The sequence below is a fragment of the Aquabacterium sp. genome, from assembly GCF_014378415.1.
Taxonomy (GTDB): domain Bacteria; phylum Pseudomonadota; class Gammaproteobacteria; order Burkholderiales; family Burkholderiaceae_C; genus Aquabacterium.
The window spans coordinates 1-15,354 of the sequence record NZ_JACMNS010000161.1; the positions used below are offsets into that span (position 1 = coordinate 1).

A 15,354-nucleotide genomic window follows, 5' to 3' on the forward strand; every position below is an offset into this window, starting at 1 on the left:
ACACCTCGAACGCCAACCCGCATTTGCCGATGAAGGTGCTGGTGGAAACGCAGCGCGATGGGTCGACCACCGTGAGCTTCCACGATGGCGCCACTTTGCTGAGCGACGCCGACATTCCGTTTGAATTCATTGGTGGGATGAAGCAGTTGCCCCGAGTGGTAGGGGCGGCGGTCGGTTAGCGGGGGGCGGGGGATGAGTCGGAGGCATGGTAACGGGGTGGCGTTTACAGCGGGCGTGTGCCTGGTGTCCGTTGCCGCCGTGGTGGCCCAGCACAGATTGCAGCCGCTGCACGCCACCAGCGGGGCGAACAAAGGGCCGGAGACCGCCCCAGCCCGCGCCCCGCGCTGCATCACAAAGCACAAAGCGCTTCATGTGCCCGCAACGATTCAGGCGTCAATCGCCCGAGCCGACCCCGCCACCTTGCGCAATTCAAACTTCTGAATCTTGCCCGTTGAGGTTTTGGGCAACTCGCCAAACACCACCGCCTTGGGCACCTTGAACCCCGCCAGGTGCTTCCTGCAATGTGCCACGATGTCCTCGGCCGTGACCTGCGCATCTGCCTTCAACTCAATGAACGCGCAAGGCGTTTCGCCCCACTTGTCGTCGGGCTTGGCGACCACAGCCGCCGCCAGCACCGCCGGGTGCCGGTACAGCACATCCTCCACCTCGATCGACGAAATGTTCTCGCCGCCCGAGATGATGATGTCCTTGCTGCGGTCCTTGATCTTGACGTAGCCATCGGGGTACTGCACCGCCAAATCACCCGTGTGAAACCAGCCGCCAGCAAAAGCCTCTTGCGTGGCCGTGGGGTTCTTCAGGTAACCCTTCATCGTGATGTTGCCGCGGAACATGATCTCGCCCATGGTTTCACCGTCCATGGGCACGGGTTGCATGGTGCTGGCATCCATCACCGCCACGCTGCGTTGCAGGTGGTAGTTCACGCCTTGGCGGGCATTCAGCCGTGCGCGCTCGCCAATGTCCAGCGCGTCCCAGTCTTCGTGCTTCACGCACACGGACGCCGGGCCATAGACCTCGGTCAGCCCATACACGTGCGTCAGGTTGATGCCGAGTTGCTCCATGCCTTCGATCATGGCCGCCGGAGGTGCCGCACCGGCCACCATGGCCTGGATGCCGCGCGGGATGCCCTGGCGCAGCGCTTCGGGCGCGTTCACCAGTGAGGCATGCACGATGGGGGCGCCACAGTAGTGGGTGACGTGGTGCTCGCGGAAAGCGTCGAACACCGCCTTGGGATCGACCTTGCGCAGGCACACGTTCACGCCGCCGCGCGCCGCCACCGCCCACGGAAAACACCAGCCGTTGCAGTGGAACATGGGCAGCGTCCACAGGTAGACGGCGTGCTTGGGCATGTCCCATTCCAGGATGGCCGAGACGGCGTTCATGGCCGCGCCCCGGTGGTGGTAAACCACGCCCTTGGGGTTGCCGGTGGTGCCCGAGGTGTAGTTCAGGCTGATGGCGTTCCACTCATCGGTGGGCAAGGCCCAGTTGAAGGCAGGGTCGCCACTGGCCAGCAGTGCTTCATAGTCCAGCTCGCCAATGCATTCGCCCGGGCCGGTGTGGACCACGTCATCGACGTCGATCACCAGCAAGGAGCGTGTGGACTTGCGCAGTGCCAAGGCCTTGGCCATGACGGCGCTGAACTCGCGGTCCACCAGCACGGCCTGCGCCTCGCCATGGTCCAGCATGAAGGCCAGGGCCTCGGCGTCCAGTCGGGTATTCAAGGCATTGAGCACCGCGCCGCACATGGGCACGCCAAAGTGCGCTTCGATCATGGGCGGCGTGTTGGGCAGCATCACGGCCACCGTGTCGCCCACGCCCAGGCCGCGCAGGCTCAAGGCACTGGCCAATTGTCGGCAACGGGCGTAGGTTTGGGCCCAGGTCTGTCGCAGGGCGCCATGAACAATGGCCAGGCGATCAGGGTAAACCAGGGCGGCGCGCTCGATGAATGACAGCGGGCTCAGGGGCGCGAAATTGGCCTCGGTGCGGGGCAGGTCCTGGTCGAAGATGTGGTGGTTCATGGCGATGTCTCCTGGGGTTCCTCGGGCGTGACCACCCGGATGCGGGCGCCATGCAGGCTGACGACCTGGCCTGCGCGGATCTTGCAGGTCTTGCGCAGTTCGTCCTGGCCATCGACCTGGATCATGCCTTCCGAGACCATGGTTTTGGCGCGCCCACCGCTCTCGGCCAGGCCGGTGGCCTTGAGCAGGCTGTCCAGCGCGATGAAGTCGCCGCGCAACTCGAAGGTGATTTGTGTCAAGGTGGCCATGGATTTGAGGGGACGTCGGATTGCGCCTGCCGGGAAGCCTGGCGTCTGGCGAGGATGAAAAGGTGAACGACTGGGCGGTGCCGGTGCACAATCGCGGGATTGTCGACTTATTGTCCAGGCCTTGAAACCTGCCGCTGATGAAAAAAACTGATCTCGAAAAGAACAAAGCCTCAAAAATCATGGACCAGATGCGCCAGTCGCCCTCGTCCGGCCGTTTTGGCAGCGCGGCCGCTTCCGTGCCCGATCGCCGCGAACAGCGCAAAATCGACCAGGCCAATGGTTTGGTGCCTTTCGCCGTGAAGTTGAACGCCGACCTGGTCAAGCAACTGCAAGCTCAGGCCGAGCAAGCGGGCGTGCCCTTGCCCGAACTGGTGGACCGTGTGCTTCGAGCCGGTCTGGCCGCTGCCCAGTGAAGTCTGTTTGAATCCGACCTTATTGGAGACAAGGATGACCCAAGTCATGATGCACGTCGTTGACCCGAGCACCGGGGAATCCGACCCCGCCGTGATCCGTCAGGTGTTTGACCGCCAACTGGCCACTGCGCTGAAGTGGCGCGAGTCCACGGCGGCCGAGCGCATTGCCCGTTTGAAGAAGCTGCGCGACGCCATGATGGCCCGCCGCGAGGACTTCTACGCGGCCTTCGCCAAGGATTACAGCAAGCCTTCGGCCGAAGTCGAAGGAACCGAGTTCATGCCGGTGCTGGACGAGATCCGCCACGCCATCGGCTCGCTCAAGAAGTGGATGCGCCCCACCAAGGTCTGGCCCACAATGGCCACGGCCATGACCTCGGCCTGGATCGAGTACCAGCCGCGTGGCCGCAGCCTGATCATCGCGCCCTGGAACTTCCCGCTCAACCTGTGCTTTGGCCCCATGGTGTCGGCCCTGGCCGCCGGCAACACGGTGATCCTCAAGCCTTCGGAAATGACACCAGCGGTCAGCGTGGTGATGGCCGAGATCATCGCCGCCACCTTCCCCCCGGAAGAAGTGGCCCTGTTCGCAGGCAGCCTGCCGACCTCGCAAGTGCTGCTCGACCTGCCCTTTGACCACATCTTCTTCACCGGCTCACCCGCCGTGGGCAAGGTGGTGATGGCGGCTGCCGCCAAGAACCTGACCAGCGTCACGCTCGAGCTGGGTGGCAAGTCGCCCGTCATCCTGGACGAGACCGCCAACCTGCGCCTGGCCGCTGAAGCGCTGATGTGGGGCAAGTTCACCAACTGTGGCCAGACCTGTGTTGCGCCCGACCACGTCTTTGTGCACGAATCGGTCAAAGATGGTTTCGTGGCCGAGTGCCGCAAGGTGCTGGCCGAGCGTTACGGCGCCACGCCGGCCGAGCAGCGCAAGAGCCCACACTTAACCCGCGTGATCAACCAGCGCCACACCCAGCGCGTGGCCGCTCTGCTGCAAGAGGCGCAAGCCAAGGGCGCCAACCTGCTGACCGGCGGCGACATCGACATCGCCACCTGCTACATCGCGCCCACCCTGATCGACCAGGTGCCGCTTGACGCCAGCATCATGAGCGAAGAGATTTTCGGCCCCGTGCTGCCCTTGATCGCTTACCGCGACCTGGACGCCGTGGTGCGCCAGATCAACGCCGGTCACAAGCCCCTGGCGCTGTACATCTGGAGCCGCAATAACGAACGCACGCGCCAGATTTTGCAAAAGACCAGTTCGGGCGGCGTGGCCATCAACCACTGCGTGCTGCACTACGCGCACGGCAACCTGCCGTTCGGCGGCGTCAACAACTCGGGCATTGGCAACGCGCACGGGCACTTTGGCTTCAAGGCCTTCTCGCACGAGCGGGCGGTGCTCAAGGCTGGCCCGATCATGATGGCCAAGATGTTCTTTCCGCCCTACACCGACACCAAGAAGAAGCTGATCCGCCTCACGGTGGACAGCCTGCGCTGGCCTTCGTTGTTCTGAACGTGTCCTGATAAGATCGGACATTGATCCTTCCGATCTCTCCAGCCCGCTGGTCGCTGCGTCCTCATCAAGGGGATGGCAGCAACGTGGCGGGCTTTTTGCATGTGTGAACGAGCTGTGGACACCTTCATACAACAACTGATCAACGGCCTGGTACTGGGCAGCATGTACGCCTTGGTGGCCTTGGGCTACACCATGGTCTACGGCATCATCAACCTCATCAACTTCGCCCATGGCGAAGTGCTGATGGTGGGCGCCCTGGTGAGCTGGACCGTGGTGACCAGCCTGGGCTCGCTGGGCTGGCCCGGCTGGGTGTTGCTGTTGCTTGCTTTGTTGGCGGCCATGGTGGTGTGCGCATTGCTCAACTTCCTGATCGAGAAGCTGGCCTACCGGCCCTTGCGCAACGCGCCGCGCCTGGCCCCGCTGATCACCGCCATGGGCATGTCGCTGCTGCTGCAAACCCTGGCCATGATCATCTGGAAGCCCGACTACAAGTCCTTTCCCATCCTGCTGCCCGACGACCCGATCGAGGTGATGGGCGCCACCACCAACCTGGTCCAGATTTTGATCATCGCGGTGACCGCCATGACCTTGGCCGGCCTGATGGCGCTGATTCATGGCACGCGGCTGGGCCGGGCCATGCGCGCCACCTCCGAGAACCCGCGTGTGGCGCAGTTGATGGGGGTGCGGCCTGACCGCGTGATCTCGGCCACTTTCATCATCGGCGCCATGTTGGCCGCATTGGCAGGCGTCATGTGGGCGGCCAACTATGGCTCGGTGCAGCACACCATGGGCTTCCTGCCTGGCTTGAAGGCTTTCACGGCCGCCGTGTTTGGCGGCATCGGCAACCTGCCCGGCGCGATGCTGGGCGGCGTGCTGCTGGGCCTGATCGAGTCGATGGGCGCGGGCTACATTGGCGACCTGACCGGCGGCGTGCTGGGCAGCAACTACCAAGACATCTTTGCCTTCGCCGTGTTGATTCTGGTGTTGACCTTGCGCCCGCAAGGCCTGCTGGGTGAGCGAGTGGCCGACCGCGCATGAAGAAGGCCAACAAGCTGCCCATCTTTCTCGTGGCCACCTTGGCGCTGCTGGTGCTGCCGCTGCTTGTTCAGGGCTTCGGCCAGGCCTGGGTGCGCATCCTGGACGTGTCCCTCATCTACATCCTGCTGGCCCTGGGCCTGAACATCGTGGTGGGTTACGCGGGTTTGCTGGACCTGGGTTATGTGGCTTTCTATGCCGTGGGGGCCTACCTGTTCGCCTTGCTGGCTTCACCGCACCTGAGCAACCACTTGCCTGCGGTGGCGGCCCTGTTCCCCGCGGGCTTGCACCTGCCGGTGTGGGTCCTGATCCCCTTGGGCGCTGGGGTGGCAGCGCTGGTCGGCGTGCTGCTGGGGGCGCCCACGCTCAAGCTTCGTGGCGACTACCTGGCCATCGTGACCTTGGGCTTTGGCGAGATCATCCGCGTGTTCATGAACAACCTGGACGCGCCGCTCAACATCACCAACGGACCCAAGGGCATCGACAGCATCGACCCCTTCACCATTTTTGGCGTCAGCCTGGGCGAGCCCTGGCACATCGCGGGCCACGTGCTGCCGCCGGTCACCTTGCACTACTACCTCTTCCTGGGCATCGTGGTGCTGGCGGTGATCATCAGCCTGCGCCTTGAAAACTCCCGCCTCGGCCGCGCCTGGATGGCCATCCGCGAAGATGAAATCGCGGCCAAGGCCATGGGCCTGAACACGCGCAACCTCAAGCTGCTGGCCTTTGGCCTGGGCGCCACCTTTGGGGGCATGGCCGGGGTGCTGTTCGCCAGCTTCCAGGGTTTTGTCTCGCCTGAATCGTTCTCGCTGCAAGAGTCGGTCATGGTGGTGGCCATGGTGGTGCTAGGCGGCTCGGGCCACGTGCCTGGTGTGATCCTGGGCGCCTTCTTGCTGTCGGCTTTGCCCGAGGTACTTCGCCATGTGGCAGGCCCCTTGCAAGCGATGACCGGCGGGCGGCTCGATGCGTCCATCCTGCGGCAGTTGCTGGTGGCCCTGGCCATGGTCAGCATCATGCTGTGGCGTCCACGTGGTTTGTGGCCAGCGCCACGCCTTGAAGATCAGCGCGGGGTGTCAGCATGAGCGAAGCCTTGCTGCAAGTGACCAACGTGTCCAAGCGCTTTGGCGGTGTCCAGGCCCTCAGTGGCGTGGGCTTGAGCATCCAGCCCGGGCAGGTGCATGGTTTGATCGGCCCCAATGGCGCGGGCAAGACCACCTTCTTCAATGTCATCACGGGCCTGGTGCCCTCGGACCAAGGCCGGTTCGAGCTGGCGGGTCGCCGCTACAAGCCCACGATCGTGCACAAGGTGGCCAAGGCCGGCATCGCGCGCACCTTCCAGAACATCCGCCTGTTCGCCCACATGACGGCGCTGGACAACGTGCGTGTTGGCCGCCACGTGCGGACCACGGTGGGTTGGTGGCAGGCGGTGTTGCGCACACCGGCCTTCGTGCGTGAAGAAGCGCGCATCACCCTCGACGCCCAGGCCTTGCTGGAGTTCGTCGGTCTGGGTGCCGTGGCCAACCAAACCGCCCACACCCTGAGCTATGGTGACCAACGCCGTTTGGAGATCGCCCGCGCCTTGGCCACCGAGCCGCGCCTGTTGGCCTTGGACGAACCCGCCGCCGGCATGAACGCCACCGAGAAGTTGCAATTGCGCGAGTTGATCCGCCGCATCCAGGCCCAAGGCCGCGCCATCCTGTTGATCGAACACGATGTGAAGCTGGTGATGGGGCTGTGTGATCGCGTGACGGTGCTGGACCAGGGCAAGTTGATCGCCTGCGGCACACCGGCCGAAGTGCAATGCGCCCCCGCCGTGATCGAGGCCTACCTGGGCACGGCGGCCACCCACCCCGGAGCACCCGCATGAGCCCGGTGTTGGAGCTGCGCCAGTTGAGCGTGGCCTATGGCGGCATCCAGGCCGTCAAGGGCCTGAACCTGCACTTGCAAGAGGGTGAGCTGGTCAGCCTGATCGGGGCCAATGGCGCGGGCAAGACGACTACCTTGAAGGCCATCTGTGGCTTGCTGGCGCCGCAGTCTGGCGAGGTGCTGTACCAGGGCCGCAGCCTCAAAGGGCAGGGCGCCTGGGACCTGGTCGCGCAAGGCCTGGTCATGGTGCCCGAGGGGCGCGGCATCTTCACGCGCATGACCATCGACGAGAACCTGCGCATGGGCGCCTACCTGCGCCGTGACCGCGAAGTCAACGCGGACATGGAATCCGTCTACCAACGCTTTCCGCGCCTGAAAGAGCGGCACCGCCAACTGGCCGGCACCTTGTCGGGCGGCGAACAGCAAATGCTGGCCATGGGCCGGGCCTTGCTGGCGCGCCCCAAGCTCTTGCTGCTGGACGAGCCCTCGATGGGCCTGGCACCGCTGATGGTCGACAAGATTTTCGAGGTCATCACCGACATCGCCAAACAGGGCGTGACGGTGTTACTGGTAGAGCAGAACGCCCACCGCGCGCTGGAAATCGCCAACCGCGCCTATGTCATGGATTCGGGCGAATTGGTGCTGGAAGGCCCTGCGCAAAGCCTGTTGAACGACCCGCAGGTGCAGGCCGCTTACTTGGGATTGTGAGCCTTGTCGGCCTCGCTGGTGAAGGCGTCGGCGAAGAAGAACTCGGCCGGCAAGCCATGCAGGTTCACGAAGTCGCGCTGGGCCACCTGCACCATCACCGGGGCGCCGCAAGCATACACCTCGTGGCCTGATAAATCGGGCAGGTCGTCCATGACGGCGTGGTGCACCAGGCCCACGCGGCCCGTCCAATCGTCACCCGCTTTGGGCTCGGACAACACCGGCACATAGGTCAGCCAAGGCAGGTCAAAGGCGGCTTGTTCGATCCAGTCGTTCAGGTACAGATCGGCGCGGCTGCGGCAGCCCCAGTACAGCACTGTGGGCCGGGTGATGTCCTTGGCGCGCATGTGTTCGATGATGGCCTTGATGGGCGCGAAACCCGTGCCCGAGGCCAGCAGCACGATGGGCTTGCTTGAATCTTCACGCAAGAAGAAGGTGCCATAAGGGCCTTCCAGGCGCAGGATTTCCTTCTCCTTCATCGTGCCAAACACCTGGTCGGTGAACTTGCCGCCGGGCATGTGGCGCAGGTGCAGCTCGATGCTGGTGATGGGGGCGGCACCTTCCACCGTGGTGGTCGCGGTGCTCAGCGCATTGGCCATGGAGTAGCTGCGCCGGTGGCCGTCCTTCAGGATGAATTCGATGTACTGCCCGGCGCGAAAACCAAAGGTGTTGTTGGTGGGCAATTGCAGGCGCATCACCATCACATCGTGCGAGGCCAGCGTGAGGCTGATGACGCGCGTGGGCATCTTCTGGATCGGGAAATCGCCCGCTGACACCACCTGGCGCGATTCGATCACCAGGTCGGTTTGTGGTGTGGCGCAGCAGGTCAGCATCCAGCCAGCCGCTTCCTCTTCTTCGCTCAAGGCCTTGGCCTGGTGCACACCATGAATCACGCGGCCTTCGATCAGCTTGCATTTGCACGAGCCGCAGGCGCCGTCCTTGCAGCCATAGGGCAGGCCGACGTTGTCGCTGATGGCCGCGCTCAGCACGGTCGCGTCGCGTTGCATCGAGAATTGGCGCCCACTGGGCAGGATGGTCACGGAAAAACTCAAAGCGCGCTCCACTGCGGTCAAAATTGCCTCCTATTGTCCCCCAGTCACCCATGCCCAATCCTTCGATCAACCGTCCTGCCCGCTTTCGCCAGACCCGCGTGTTGATCGTGGGCTGTGGCGATGTCGGCCTGCGCGTGGCGCGCCAGTTGCTGCCACGCTGCCGCGTGTTGGCCCTGACCTCGCAGCCTGAGCGCGCTCAGGCCTTGCGCCAGGCGGGTCTGGTGCCTTTGTTGGGCAACCTGGATCAGCCTGGGGCCTTGGCCAGGTTGGCGGGGCTGGCCACGCGGGTGGTGCACCTGGCGCCGCCTCCAGGGCATGGCATTGAAGACACGCGCACGCGCCACCTGCTGCAGGCCTTGTCCCGGAGGGGCCGCGTGCGCAGCCTGGTTTATGGCAGCACCACCGGGGTCTATGGCAACGCAGGCGGCGCCCGCTTCGACGAGACCCGCACCGTCGCGCCCGCCACGCCCCGCGCCCAGCGCCGTGTCCATGCCGAGGCCCTGGTGCGGTGGTGGGGCCGCCGGGCTGGTGCGCGTGCCAGCATTCTGCGCATTCCCGGCATCTACGCGGTGGACCGCGAAGGCGGCCACCCCCGCGACCGTGTGCTCAAAGGCTCGCCCGTGTTGAAGCGCGAGGACGATGTCTTCACCAACCACATCCAGGCCGATGACCTGGCGCGTGCCTGCGTGGCCGCCCTGTGGCGCGGGCGCCCTGGCCGTGTGGTGCACGCCTGCGATGACCAGACCATGCTGATGGGCGATTACTTCGACCTGGTGGCCGACCTGTGCGGCTTGCCTCGTCCACCACGGCTGAGTCGGGCCGAGGCCACGCTGGCGATGTCGCCCATGCAGATGTCTTTTTTGAGCGAGTCAAGGCGCTTGGTCAATCACCGCTTGCATTCAGAGTTGAGGTTGAATTTGCATTGCCCCACGGTGTGCGAGGGCCTGGGCTTGGCTTGAGATAAAGTTTGAATTTCCACCATTCAAAAAATCAGAGGATTCAAACCATGCGTTTCAGCACAGTAATCACATCAGTCGGCACGGCCGTGGTCCTGATGGCATCGCCTTTCACGTCGGCGAACGCGGCCTACAGCCAGATCGTGGCTTTTGGCGACAGCCTGTCGGACAACGGCAATGTCTTTGCCGCCGTCAAGGCGAGTTTGGGTTTTGGCATCCCCGCCGCGCCCTACTGGAACGGCCGTTTCAGCAATGGCCCGGTCGCGGTCGAGGTGATGGCGCAAACGCTGGGCATCACCTTGGTCGACTATGCTTTTGGTGGCGCGCTCACAGGCACCACCAACCGGGCGGGTATTGCCGGTCTGCCGGGCATCCAGAACGAGGTCAATCAGTTCACCGCCAGCCTCAGTGCTGCCGGCAAGACGGCCGATGCCTCGGCCCTGTATTTTCTGTGGGGTGGGGCCAATGACTTCTTCTCGGCCACCGATAAATTGGCAGCCTTGGCCCCGGCCATCGCCAACCTGACCGGTCAAGTCGGTCAGCTCTACGGCGCGGGCGCGCGTGAATTTTTTGTGCCCCTCATGCCCGACTTGTCCAACACGCGGAGTGCGATCAACGCCGGTGCCACCGATCAAGCAAAAGCGCATGCCTTGTCGGTGGCTTTCAACACCAACTTGACGACCGCTTTGCAAGGGCTGCAGGGTAACCTGACCGGGGCCACCATCCGCGTCTTTGACCCCAATCCAAGCTTGAACGCCGCCCGCGATGCCCTCCTGGCGGAGGGGGGCACGGCTGCAACGTCCTGCTGGACGGGCAACTACACCGGCACAGGTGGCACTTTGTGCGCCAACCCAGATCTGTACACGCTGTGGGACGACGTGCACCCCACCGCCCGGCTGCACCTGGCCTTGGGGCAGTCCATGGCTGCCGCCGTGCCTGAACCCAGCACGTTTGGGCTGGCCCTGGTCGGCTTGCTGATCGCAGGCTTTGCCGCTCGTCAGCGCGGCAAAGCGGCCTGAGGCTCTTTCAAGGCGCCGGGGCCAGCGTCTTGGGCTTGAACGCGCAGTAGCGGGCCACGCTGCATTCCCAGCAGCGTGGCTTGCGCGCTTGGCAAACGTAGCGCCCATGCAAGATCAACCAATGGTGGGCGTGTTGCAGGTAGGCCGGTGGCACACGTTTGAGCAGTTTCAGCTCCACGGCCAGCGGCGTCTTGCCTGGGGCCAGGCCAGTGCGGTTGCCGATGCGGAAGATGTGCGTGTCCACTGCCAGGGTGTGCTCGCCAAAGGCCACGTTCAGCACCACATTGGCGGTCTTGCGGCCCACGCCAGGCAAGGCTTCCAGGGCTTCGCGGCTGTGCGGTACTTCGCCGCCATGCAGATCGATCAGCATCTGACAAGTCACCAGCAAATGCTTGGCTTTGCTGCGGTACAGGCCGATGGTCTTGATGTATTCGCACAATCCGTCAAAGCCCAAATCCAGGATTTTTTGCGGCGTGTTGGCCACGGAGAATAGCTTCTTGGTGGCCTTGTTCACGCCCACGTCGGTGGCCTGGGCCGACAGCAGCACGGCGGTCAGCAGCTCGAAGGGCGTGCTGTAGTCGAGCTCGGTTTCGGGATGGGGATTGGCGGCTTCCAGCGTGGCGAAAAAGGCGGCGATGTCAGCGGATTTCATGACGTCAGTCTAGCGGTGAGGCTGCTGCGTGCTGGCCCTGGTGTGGGCGTGCTTTTGGTGGTTTTGGCGTGTTTTTTGGGGGCGCGTCTTGTATTGGCCCCGTGCTCCCCCAAAGAAGCGCAACCAACAACCAAGCACCGCCCTAAATCACCACCACCCTGTCCGGCAGCTCATTGGGATTGTCCTGTTCCGGGTCAACAGGGAAGTGGGCGGCCAGCAATTGGGTGACGCTGGCGATGGCCTGGCTCAGGCCTTGTTCAAACTGACCATCGTGCAGGCTGGCCGCCAGTTGCTGGGCAATGTGGGCCCAATGCTCATGTCCGGCGCGGGCCATGATGCCTCGGTCGGCCAGGATCTCGATGCGGTGGTCGGCCAACAGCAGGTAGATCAGCACGCCATTGTTGTGCTCGGTGTCCCACACCCGCAAGGTGCTGAAAAGATGCAGGGCGCGTGACCGGGCGGTTTGCCCACCCGTCAAGTCTTGCCAACTCAAGCCGCCTTCGATGCACAGGCGCAATTCTCCCAAGTGCTGCACTTCGCTGGCACGCACTTGGGCTTGCAGGCGTTTCAGGCCGGCCGCGCCCAGTTGGCGGCGCACATCGGCCTCGTCGGTCCAGAGGTGCCTTGGCCAGCGCAGAAGAGGGTGGGCCGAAGCCCGCGATTTACCAGTCACCGGACGCACCTCCACCGCCAAAATCGCCACCGCCGCCGGATGAGAACCCGCCGCCACCGCCGCCAAATCTTCCTCCACCCAAGCCACCCCCGCCGAATCCTCCACCGCCGAGGAAGGGCCCGCCGCGTCCTCGGGATGCGCCACTGGCCATGGCCGCCACCACCAGGGCCGAGCCCAGGCCCACGCCCACGGCTACCAGCGTGCTGGTGGTCACCAGCCAGCCCAGTCCGCCCACGACCAGGCCCGAAGTCAAGGAGCCTGCCTTGCGGCCGAGCACCGAGGTCAACAAGGCGCCGACCACAGGCACCCCCACGAACAAGAACACGCCCAGGTCATTCCACTGAAAGCCGGGGTGTTCTGCTGGGGCCGATGCTTGCGGGTCGGCGGGCAGTGGCAGGTTTTCGCCCTGCACGCGCGCGGCCAATTGATCAATGGCCAAGTTCAAACCGCCTGCGTAGTCGCCGGCCTTGAAGGCAGGTGTGATGGCCCGGGTGATGATCTGCTTGGCGGCCAGGTCGGGGATGGCCCCCTCCAGCGTTTTGGCCACCTCGATGCGCACGCGCCGATCGTTCTTGGCCACGACCACCAGCAGGCCATCGCCCACCTCGCGGCGCCCGATCTTCCAGGCCTCACCCACCCGCTGCGCGTAAGTGGCGATGTCTTCGGGTTGGGTGGATGTCACCATCAGCACCACCATCTGCGTGCCCAACCGGGTTTCAACGCCGGCCAGTTTGGTGTCCAGCGCCACGCGTTGGGCATCGCTCAGGGTGCTGGTCAAGTCGATGACCCGGCCATTGAGCGCGGGCACTGGCTGCACGCCGCCGGCGTCATCGTTGGCCGCGTGAACCGGCGAGGTGCCGCCCAGCAGCATGATGAGCGCGCTCACCAGGCCGGCCAGCGCCCAGCAGTGCACCCCCAAGTGCCAGGACCGCATGCGCCTCACGGTGGGGAGCCGATCACTTCTTGGTGTTGAAATCGACCACGGGGGGCGATGAAATCTGCGCCTCGTTCTGCACCGTCAAGGTGGGCTTGGCGTCGTAGCTGAAGACCTTGGCCGTCAGGTTGGTGGGAAAGCTGCGCACCTTGACGTTGTAATCCTGGATGGTCTTGATGTAGCGATTGCGGGCCACGGTGATGCGGTTCTCGGTGCCTTCCAGTTGCACGCGCAGATCCTGAAAGCCCTGGTTGGCCTTCAGGTTGGGGTAGTTTTCGGTGACGACCAGCAGGCGCGACAGCGCGCCCGACAACTCGCCTTGGGCGGCTTGGAATTTCTGGAAGGCGGCCGGGTCGTTGACCAGCTCGGGCGTGGCCTGGATGCTGGTGGCCTTGGAGCGCGCTTCAACGACCTTGGTCAGCGTGTCTTGTTCGAAATTGGCTTCGCCCTTGACGGTGCTGACGATGTTGGGGATGAGGTCGGCGCGACGCTGGTATTGGTTGAGCACTTCGGACCACGCCGATTTGCTTTGTTCGTCCAGGGCCTGGAACTCGTTGTAGCCGCAACCCGACAGGGAAACGACGATCGTGGTGGTGGCCAAGATACTCAGCCAACGACGGTGTGAAGGAGCGGTCATCGCAATTCTTTCCTCAGCCTGGTATGAAATGCCGACGCGAATACCGCATCAAGGCGCCAGCATAACTGGGAACGAACCGGTTTGTTTCAAGGCCCTTTGCGGCCCTGGCCATGCATCAAGCGAATGACAGGTTGTCCGGCAAATTGTGACGTGAGATCACCTGGTGCGCACGTGATTTGGGGTAGCGGTCACGCACGATCTTGACCGCGCCCATGGGCGTGTCGGCCAAGACCTTCAACACGCGGATCACCGCTTGTTGCGAGGAAGGGCTCAGGATCACCAACGCCGACACCTCGAAGAGGTGCAGGGCAGGTTCAATGGCAAGGTTCATCAAGGCACGCATAGGTCAGTCTCCACATCATGGACAACAGCGCAACTACTGCCCATCTCGTGAGAATGCATTTTGTGGGCCAACTGTGACATGCGGATGACCCTTGAATGGGGGGAAACCACCCCTGATTCCGGCAATAAGCGTAGCAAATGTCAGACAGCGTTAATCTAAAGGTGGGTAGTCGGTGTAACCTTTTTCCCCACCGCCGTACAGTGTGTCTTTGTCCAGAGGGGCAAGCGGTACGCCATCGTGCAGGCGAAGCCTCAGATCGGGGTTGCTGATGAAAGGCCGCCCAAAAGCGATCAGATCGGCACCATGCAGGCTCAGCACCGACTTGGCCAGCGCCAGGTCGTAACCGTTGTTGACCATCCATGGTGCGTTCACGCGCTGACGCAGTGCGGCATAGTCCAGGGGGATGTTGTCGCGCGGACCGCCGGTGGCCCCTTCGATCACGTGCACGTAAAGAAGTTTGTACTTGCCCAGTTGCTCGGCCACATGGTTGAACAGCGCTTGCGGATGGCTGTCGCTGATGTCGTTGGCGGGCGTGACTGGCGAGATGCGGATGGCCGTTCGTTCGGCGCCCACCTCGCTCACCACGGCTTGCAGCACCTCGGCCAGCAGGCGGGTGCGGTTCTCGATCGAGCCACCGTAGTCGTCGGTGCGGTGGTTGGTCTTGTCGCGCAAGAACTGGTCCAGCAAATAGCCATTGGCAGCGTGGATCTCCACCCCGTCGAAGCCGGCCTTGATGGCATGGCGTGCCGCCACGCGGTATTGCTCAACAATGCCGGGCAATTCGTCCAAGGCCAGTGCCCGTGGCGCGGACACCGTCTCAAACCCCTTAACCGTGAAAGTTTTGGTGTCGGCCTGGATGGCCGAAGGGGCCACGGGCGCCGCGCCATCGGGTTGCAGCGAGGTGTGCGAAATGCGCCCCACATGCCATAACTGCACCACGATCTTGCCGCCATGAACGTGCACGGCGTCGGTCACCTTCTTCCAGCCGGCGACTTGCTCGTCGCTGTAGATGCCGGGCGTGTCCAGGTAGCCCTGGCCTTGCGGGCTGATCTGGGTGGCCTCGGTGATGATCAGCGCGGCGCCGGTGTCGGGGTTGGCGCGCTGCTCGTAGTACTTGACCATCAGGTCGGTCGGGGTCTGCCGTGGGCCTGCGCGATTGCGGGTCAGCGGGGCCATGACGATGCGGCTGGCCAGCTCAAGGTGGCCGATGGTGATGGGGTCGAACAGGCCTGACATGCGGATCTCCGAAGTGACTGAGGATGCAGAACCTGCAGC

At 63.8% G+C, this 15,354-nt stretch carries 17 protein-coding genes; 8 read left to right on the forward strand and 9 right to left on the reverse strand.

Annotation, left to right across the window (positions count from 1 at the left end; translation table 11 throughout):
• Positions 1 to 386: 386 nt before the first annotated feature.
• Both H7225_RS14410 and H7225_RS14415 read right to left on the reverse strand, forming a co-directional pair.
• The gene (locus H7225_RS14410) at positions 387 to 2,036 is read right to left on the reverse strand and encodes an acyl-CoA synthetase (RefSeq protein WP_290663000.1); all 1,650 of its coding nucleotides are present in this window, start codon (positions 2,034 to 2,036) and stop codon (positions 387 to 389) included.
• A complete protein-coding gene (locus tag H7225_RS14415) occupies positions 2,033 to 2,275 on the reverse strand; it encodes an RNA-binding S4 domain-containing protein (protein WP_290663002.1) in 243 nt (80 codons plus the stop codon). Before H7225_RS14415 ends, H7225_RS14410 begins: the two co-directional genes overlap by 4 nt.
• Before the next feature lie 146 nt (positions 2,276 to 2,421).
• Between H7225_RS14415 and H7225_RS14420 the strand changes: the two genes are divergently transcribed.
• The 6 genes from H7225_RS14420 to H7225_RS14445 all read left to right on the forward strand — a co-directional run bounded on the left by H7225_RS14420 (position 2,422) and on the right by H7225_RS14445 (position 7,816).
• Positions 2,422 to 2,697, forward strand: coding sequence for a hypothetical protein (locus H7225_RS14420; RefSeq protein WP_290663004.1), 276 nt, complete (start codon positions 2,422 to 2,424; stop codon positions 2,695 to 2,697).
• 46 nt (positions 2,698 to 2,743) lie between these two features.
• A complete protein-coding gene (locus H7225_RS14425) occupies positions 2,744 to 4,204 on the forward strand; it encodes an aldehyde dehydrogenase family protein (RefSeq protein ID WP_290663006.1) in 1,461 nt (486 codons plus the stop codon).
• A 117-nt stretch (positions 4,205 to 4,321) separates the two neighbouring features.
• Complete coding sequence (locus H7225_RS14430; protein ID WP_290663059.1) at positions 4,322 to 5,245, forward strand: branched-chain amino acid ABC transporter permease; 924 nt, start codon at positions 4,322 to 4,324, stop codon at positions 5,243 to 5,245.
• Complete coding sequence (locus tag H7225_RS14435; RefSeq protein ID WP_290663008.1) at positions 5,242 to 6,324, forward strand: ABC transporter ATP-binding protein; 1,083 nt, start codon at positions 5,242 to 5,244, stop codon at positions 6,322 to 6,324. Before H7225_RS14430 ends, H7225_RS14435 begins: the two co-directional genes overlap by 4 nt.
• On the forward strand, positions 6,321 to 7,109 hold the full coding sequence (locus tag H7225_RS14440; RefSeq protein ID WP_290663010.1) for an ABC transporter ATP-binding protein: 789 nt from the start codon (positions 6,321 to 6,323) through the stop codon (positions 7,107 to 7,109). The genes H7225_RS14435 and H7225_RS14440 overlap by 4 nt, the downstream gene beginning before the upstream one ends.
• Positions 7,106 to 7,816, forward strand: a complete 711-nt coding sequence (locus H7225_RS14445; RefSeq protein WP_290663013.1) for an ABC transporter ATP-binding protein — start codon at positions 7,106 to 7,108, stop codon at positions 7,814 to 7,816. Before H7225_RS14440 ends, H7225_RS14445 begins: the two co-directional genes overlap by 4 nt.
• On the opposite strand, the gene H7225_RS14450 is transcribed toward H7225_RS14445, so the two are convergent.
• Entirely contained in the window at positions 7,801 to 8,865 is a 1,065-nt protein-coding gene (locus H7225_RS14450; RefSeq protein WP_290663015.1) for a CDP-6-deoxy-delta-3,4-glucoseen reductase, read from the reverse strand. The genes H7225_RS14445 and H7225_RS14450 overlap by 16 nt on opposite strands.
• Before the next feature lie 50 nt (positions 8,866 to 8,915).
• Here H7225_RS14450 and H7225_RS14455 point away from each other — a divergent pair, with 50 nt between their 5' ends.
• Entirely contained in the window at positions 8,916 to 9,824 is a 909-nt protein-coding gene (locus tag H7225_RS14455) for an SDR family oxidoreductase (RefSeq protein WP_290663017.1), read from the forward strand.
• 47 nt (positions 9,825 to 9,871) lie between these two features.
• Positions 9,872 to 10,840, forward strand: a complete 969-nt coding sequence (locus H7225_RS14460) for an SGNH/GDSL hydrolase family protein (protein ID WP_290663019.1) — start codon at positions 9,872 to 9,874, stop codon at positions 10,838 to 10,840.
• A 7-nt stretch (positions 10,841 to 10,847) separates the two neighbouring features.
• On the opposite strand, the gene nth is transcribed toward H7225_RS14460, so the two are convergent.
• The 6 genes from nth to H7225_RS14490 form a co-directional block, all read right to left on the reverse strand.
• Positions 10,848 to 11,492, reverse strand: a complete 645-nt coding sequence (gene nth, locus H7225_RS14465) for an endonuclease III (RefSeq protein ID WP_290663021.1) — start codon at positions 11,490 to 11,492, stop codon at positions 10,848 to 10,850.
• Positions 11,493 to 11,634: 142 nt separating this feature from the next.
• Positions 11,635 to 12,165: a TPM domain-containing protein gene (locus H7225_RS14470; protein WP_290663023.1), complete on the reverse strand. Its 531-nt coding sequence runs from the start codon at positions 12,163 to 12,165 to the stop codon at positions 11,635 to 11,637.
• On the reverse strand, positions 12,155 to 13,099 hold the full coding sequence (locus H7225_RS14475; RefSeq protein WP_366481584.1) for a TPM domain-containing protein: 945 nt from the start codon (positions 13,097 to 13,099) through the stop codon (positions 12,155 to 12,157). Before H7225_RS14475 ends, H7225_RS14470 begins: the two co-directional genes overlap by 11 nt.
• Before the next feature lie 22 nt (positions 13,100 to 13,121).
• Positions 13,122 to 13,736 carry a LemA family protein gene (locus H7225_RS14480; RefSeq protein ID WP_290663025.1) on the reverse strand — a complete coding sequence of 205 codons (615 nt, stop codon included), beginning with the start codon at positions 13,734 to 13,736 and terminating at the stop codon, positions 13,122 to 13,124.
• 115 nt (positions 13,737 to 13,851) lie between these two features.
• Positions 13,852 to 14,067, reverse strand: coding sequence for a hypothetical protein (locus tag H7225_RS14485; RefSeq protein ID WP_290663027.1), 216 nt, complete (start codon positions 14,065 to 14,067; stop codon positions 13,852 to 13,854).
• Positions 14,068 to 14,229: 162 nt separating this feature from the next.
• Complete coding sequence (locus tag H7225_RS14490) at positions 14,230 to 15,315, reverse strand: alkene reductase (RefSeq protein ID WP_290663029.1); 1,086 nt, start codon at positions 15,313 to 15,315, stop codon at positions 14,230 to 14,232.
• Positions 15,316 to 15,354 lie beyond the last annotated feature (39 nt).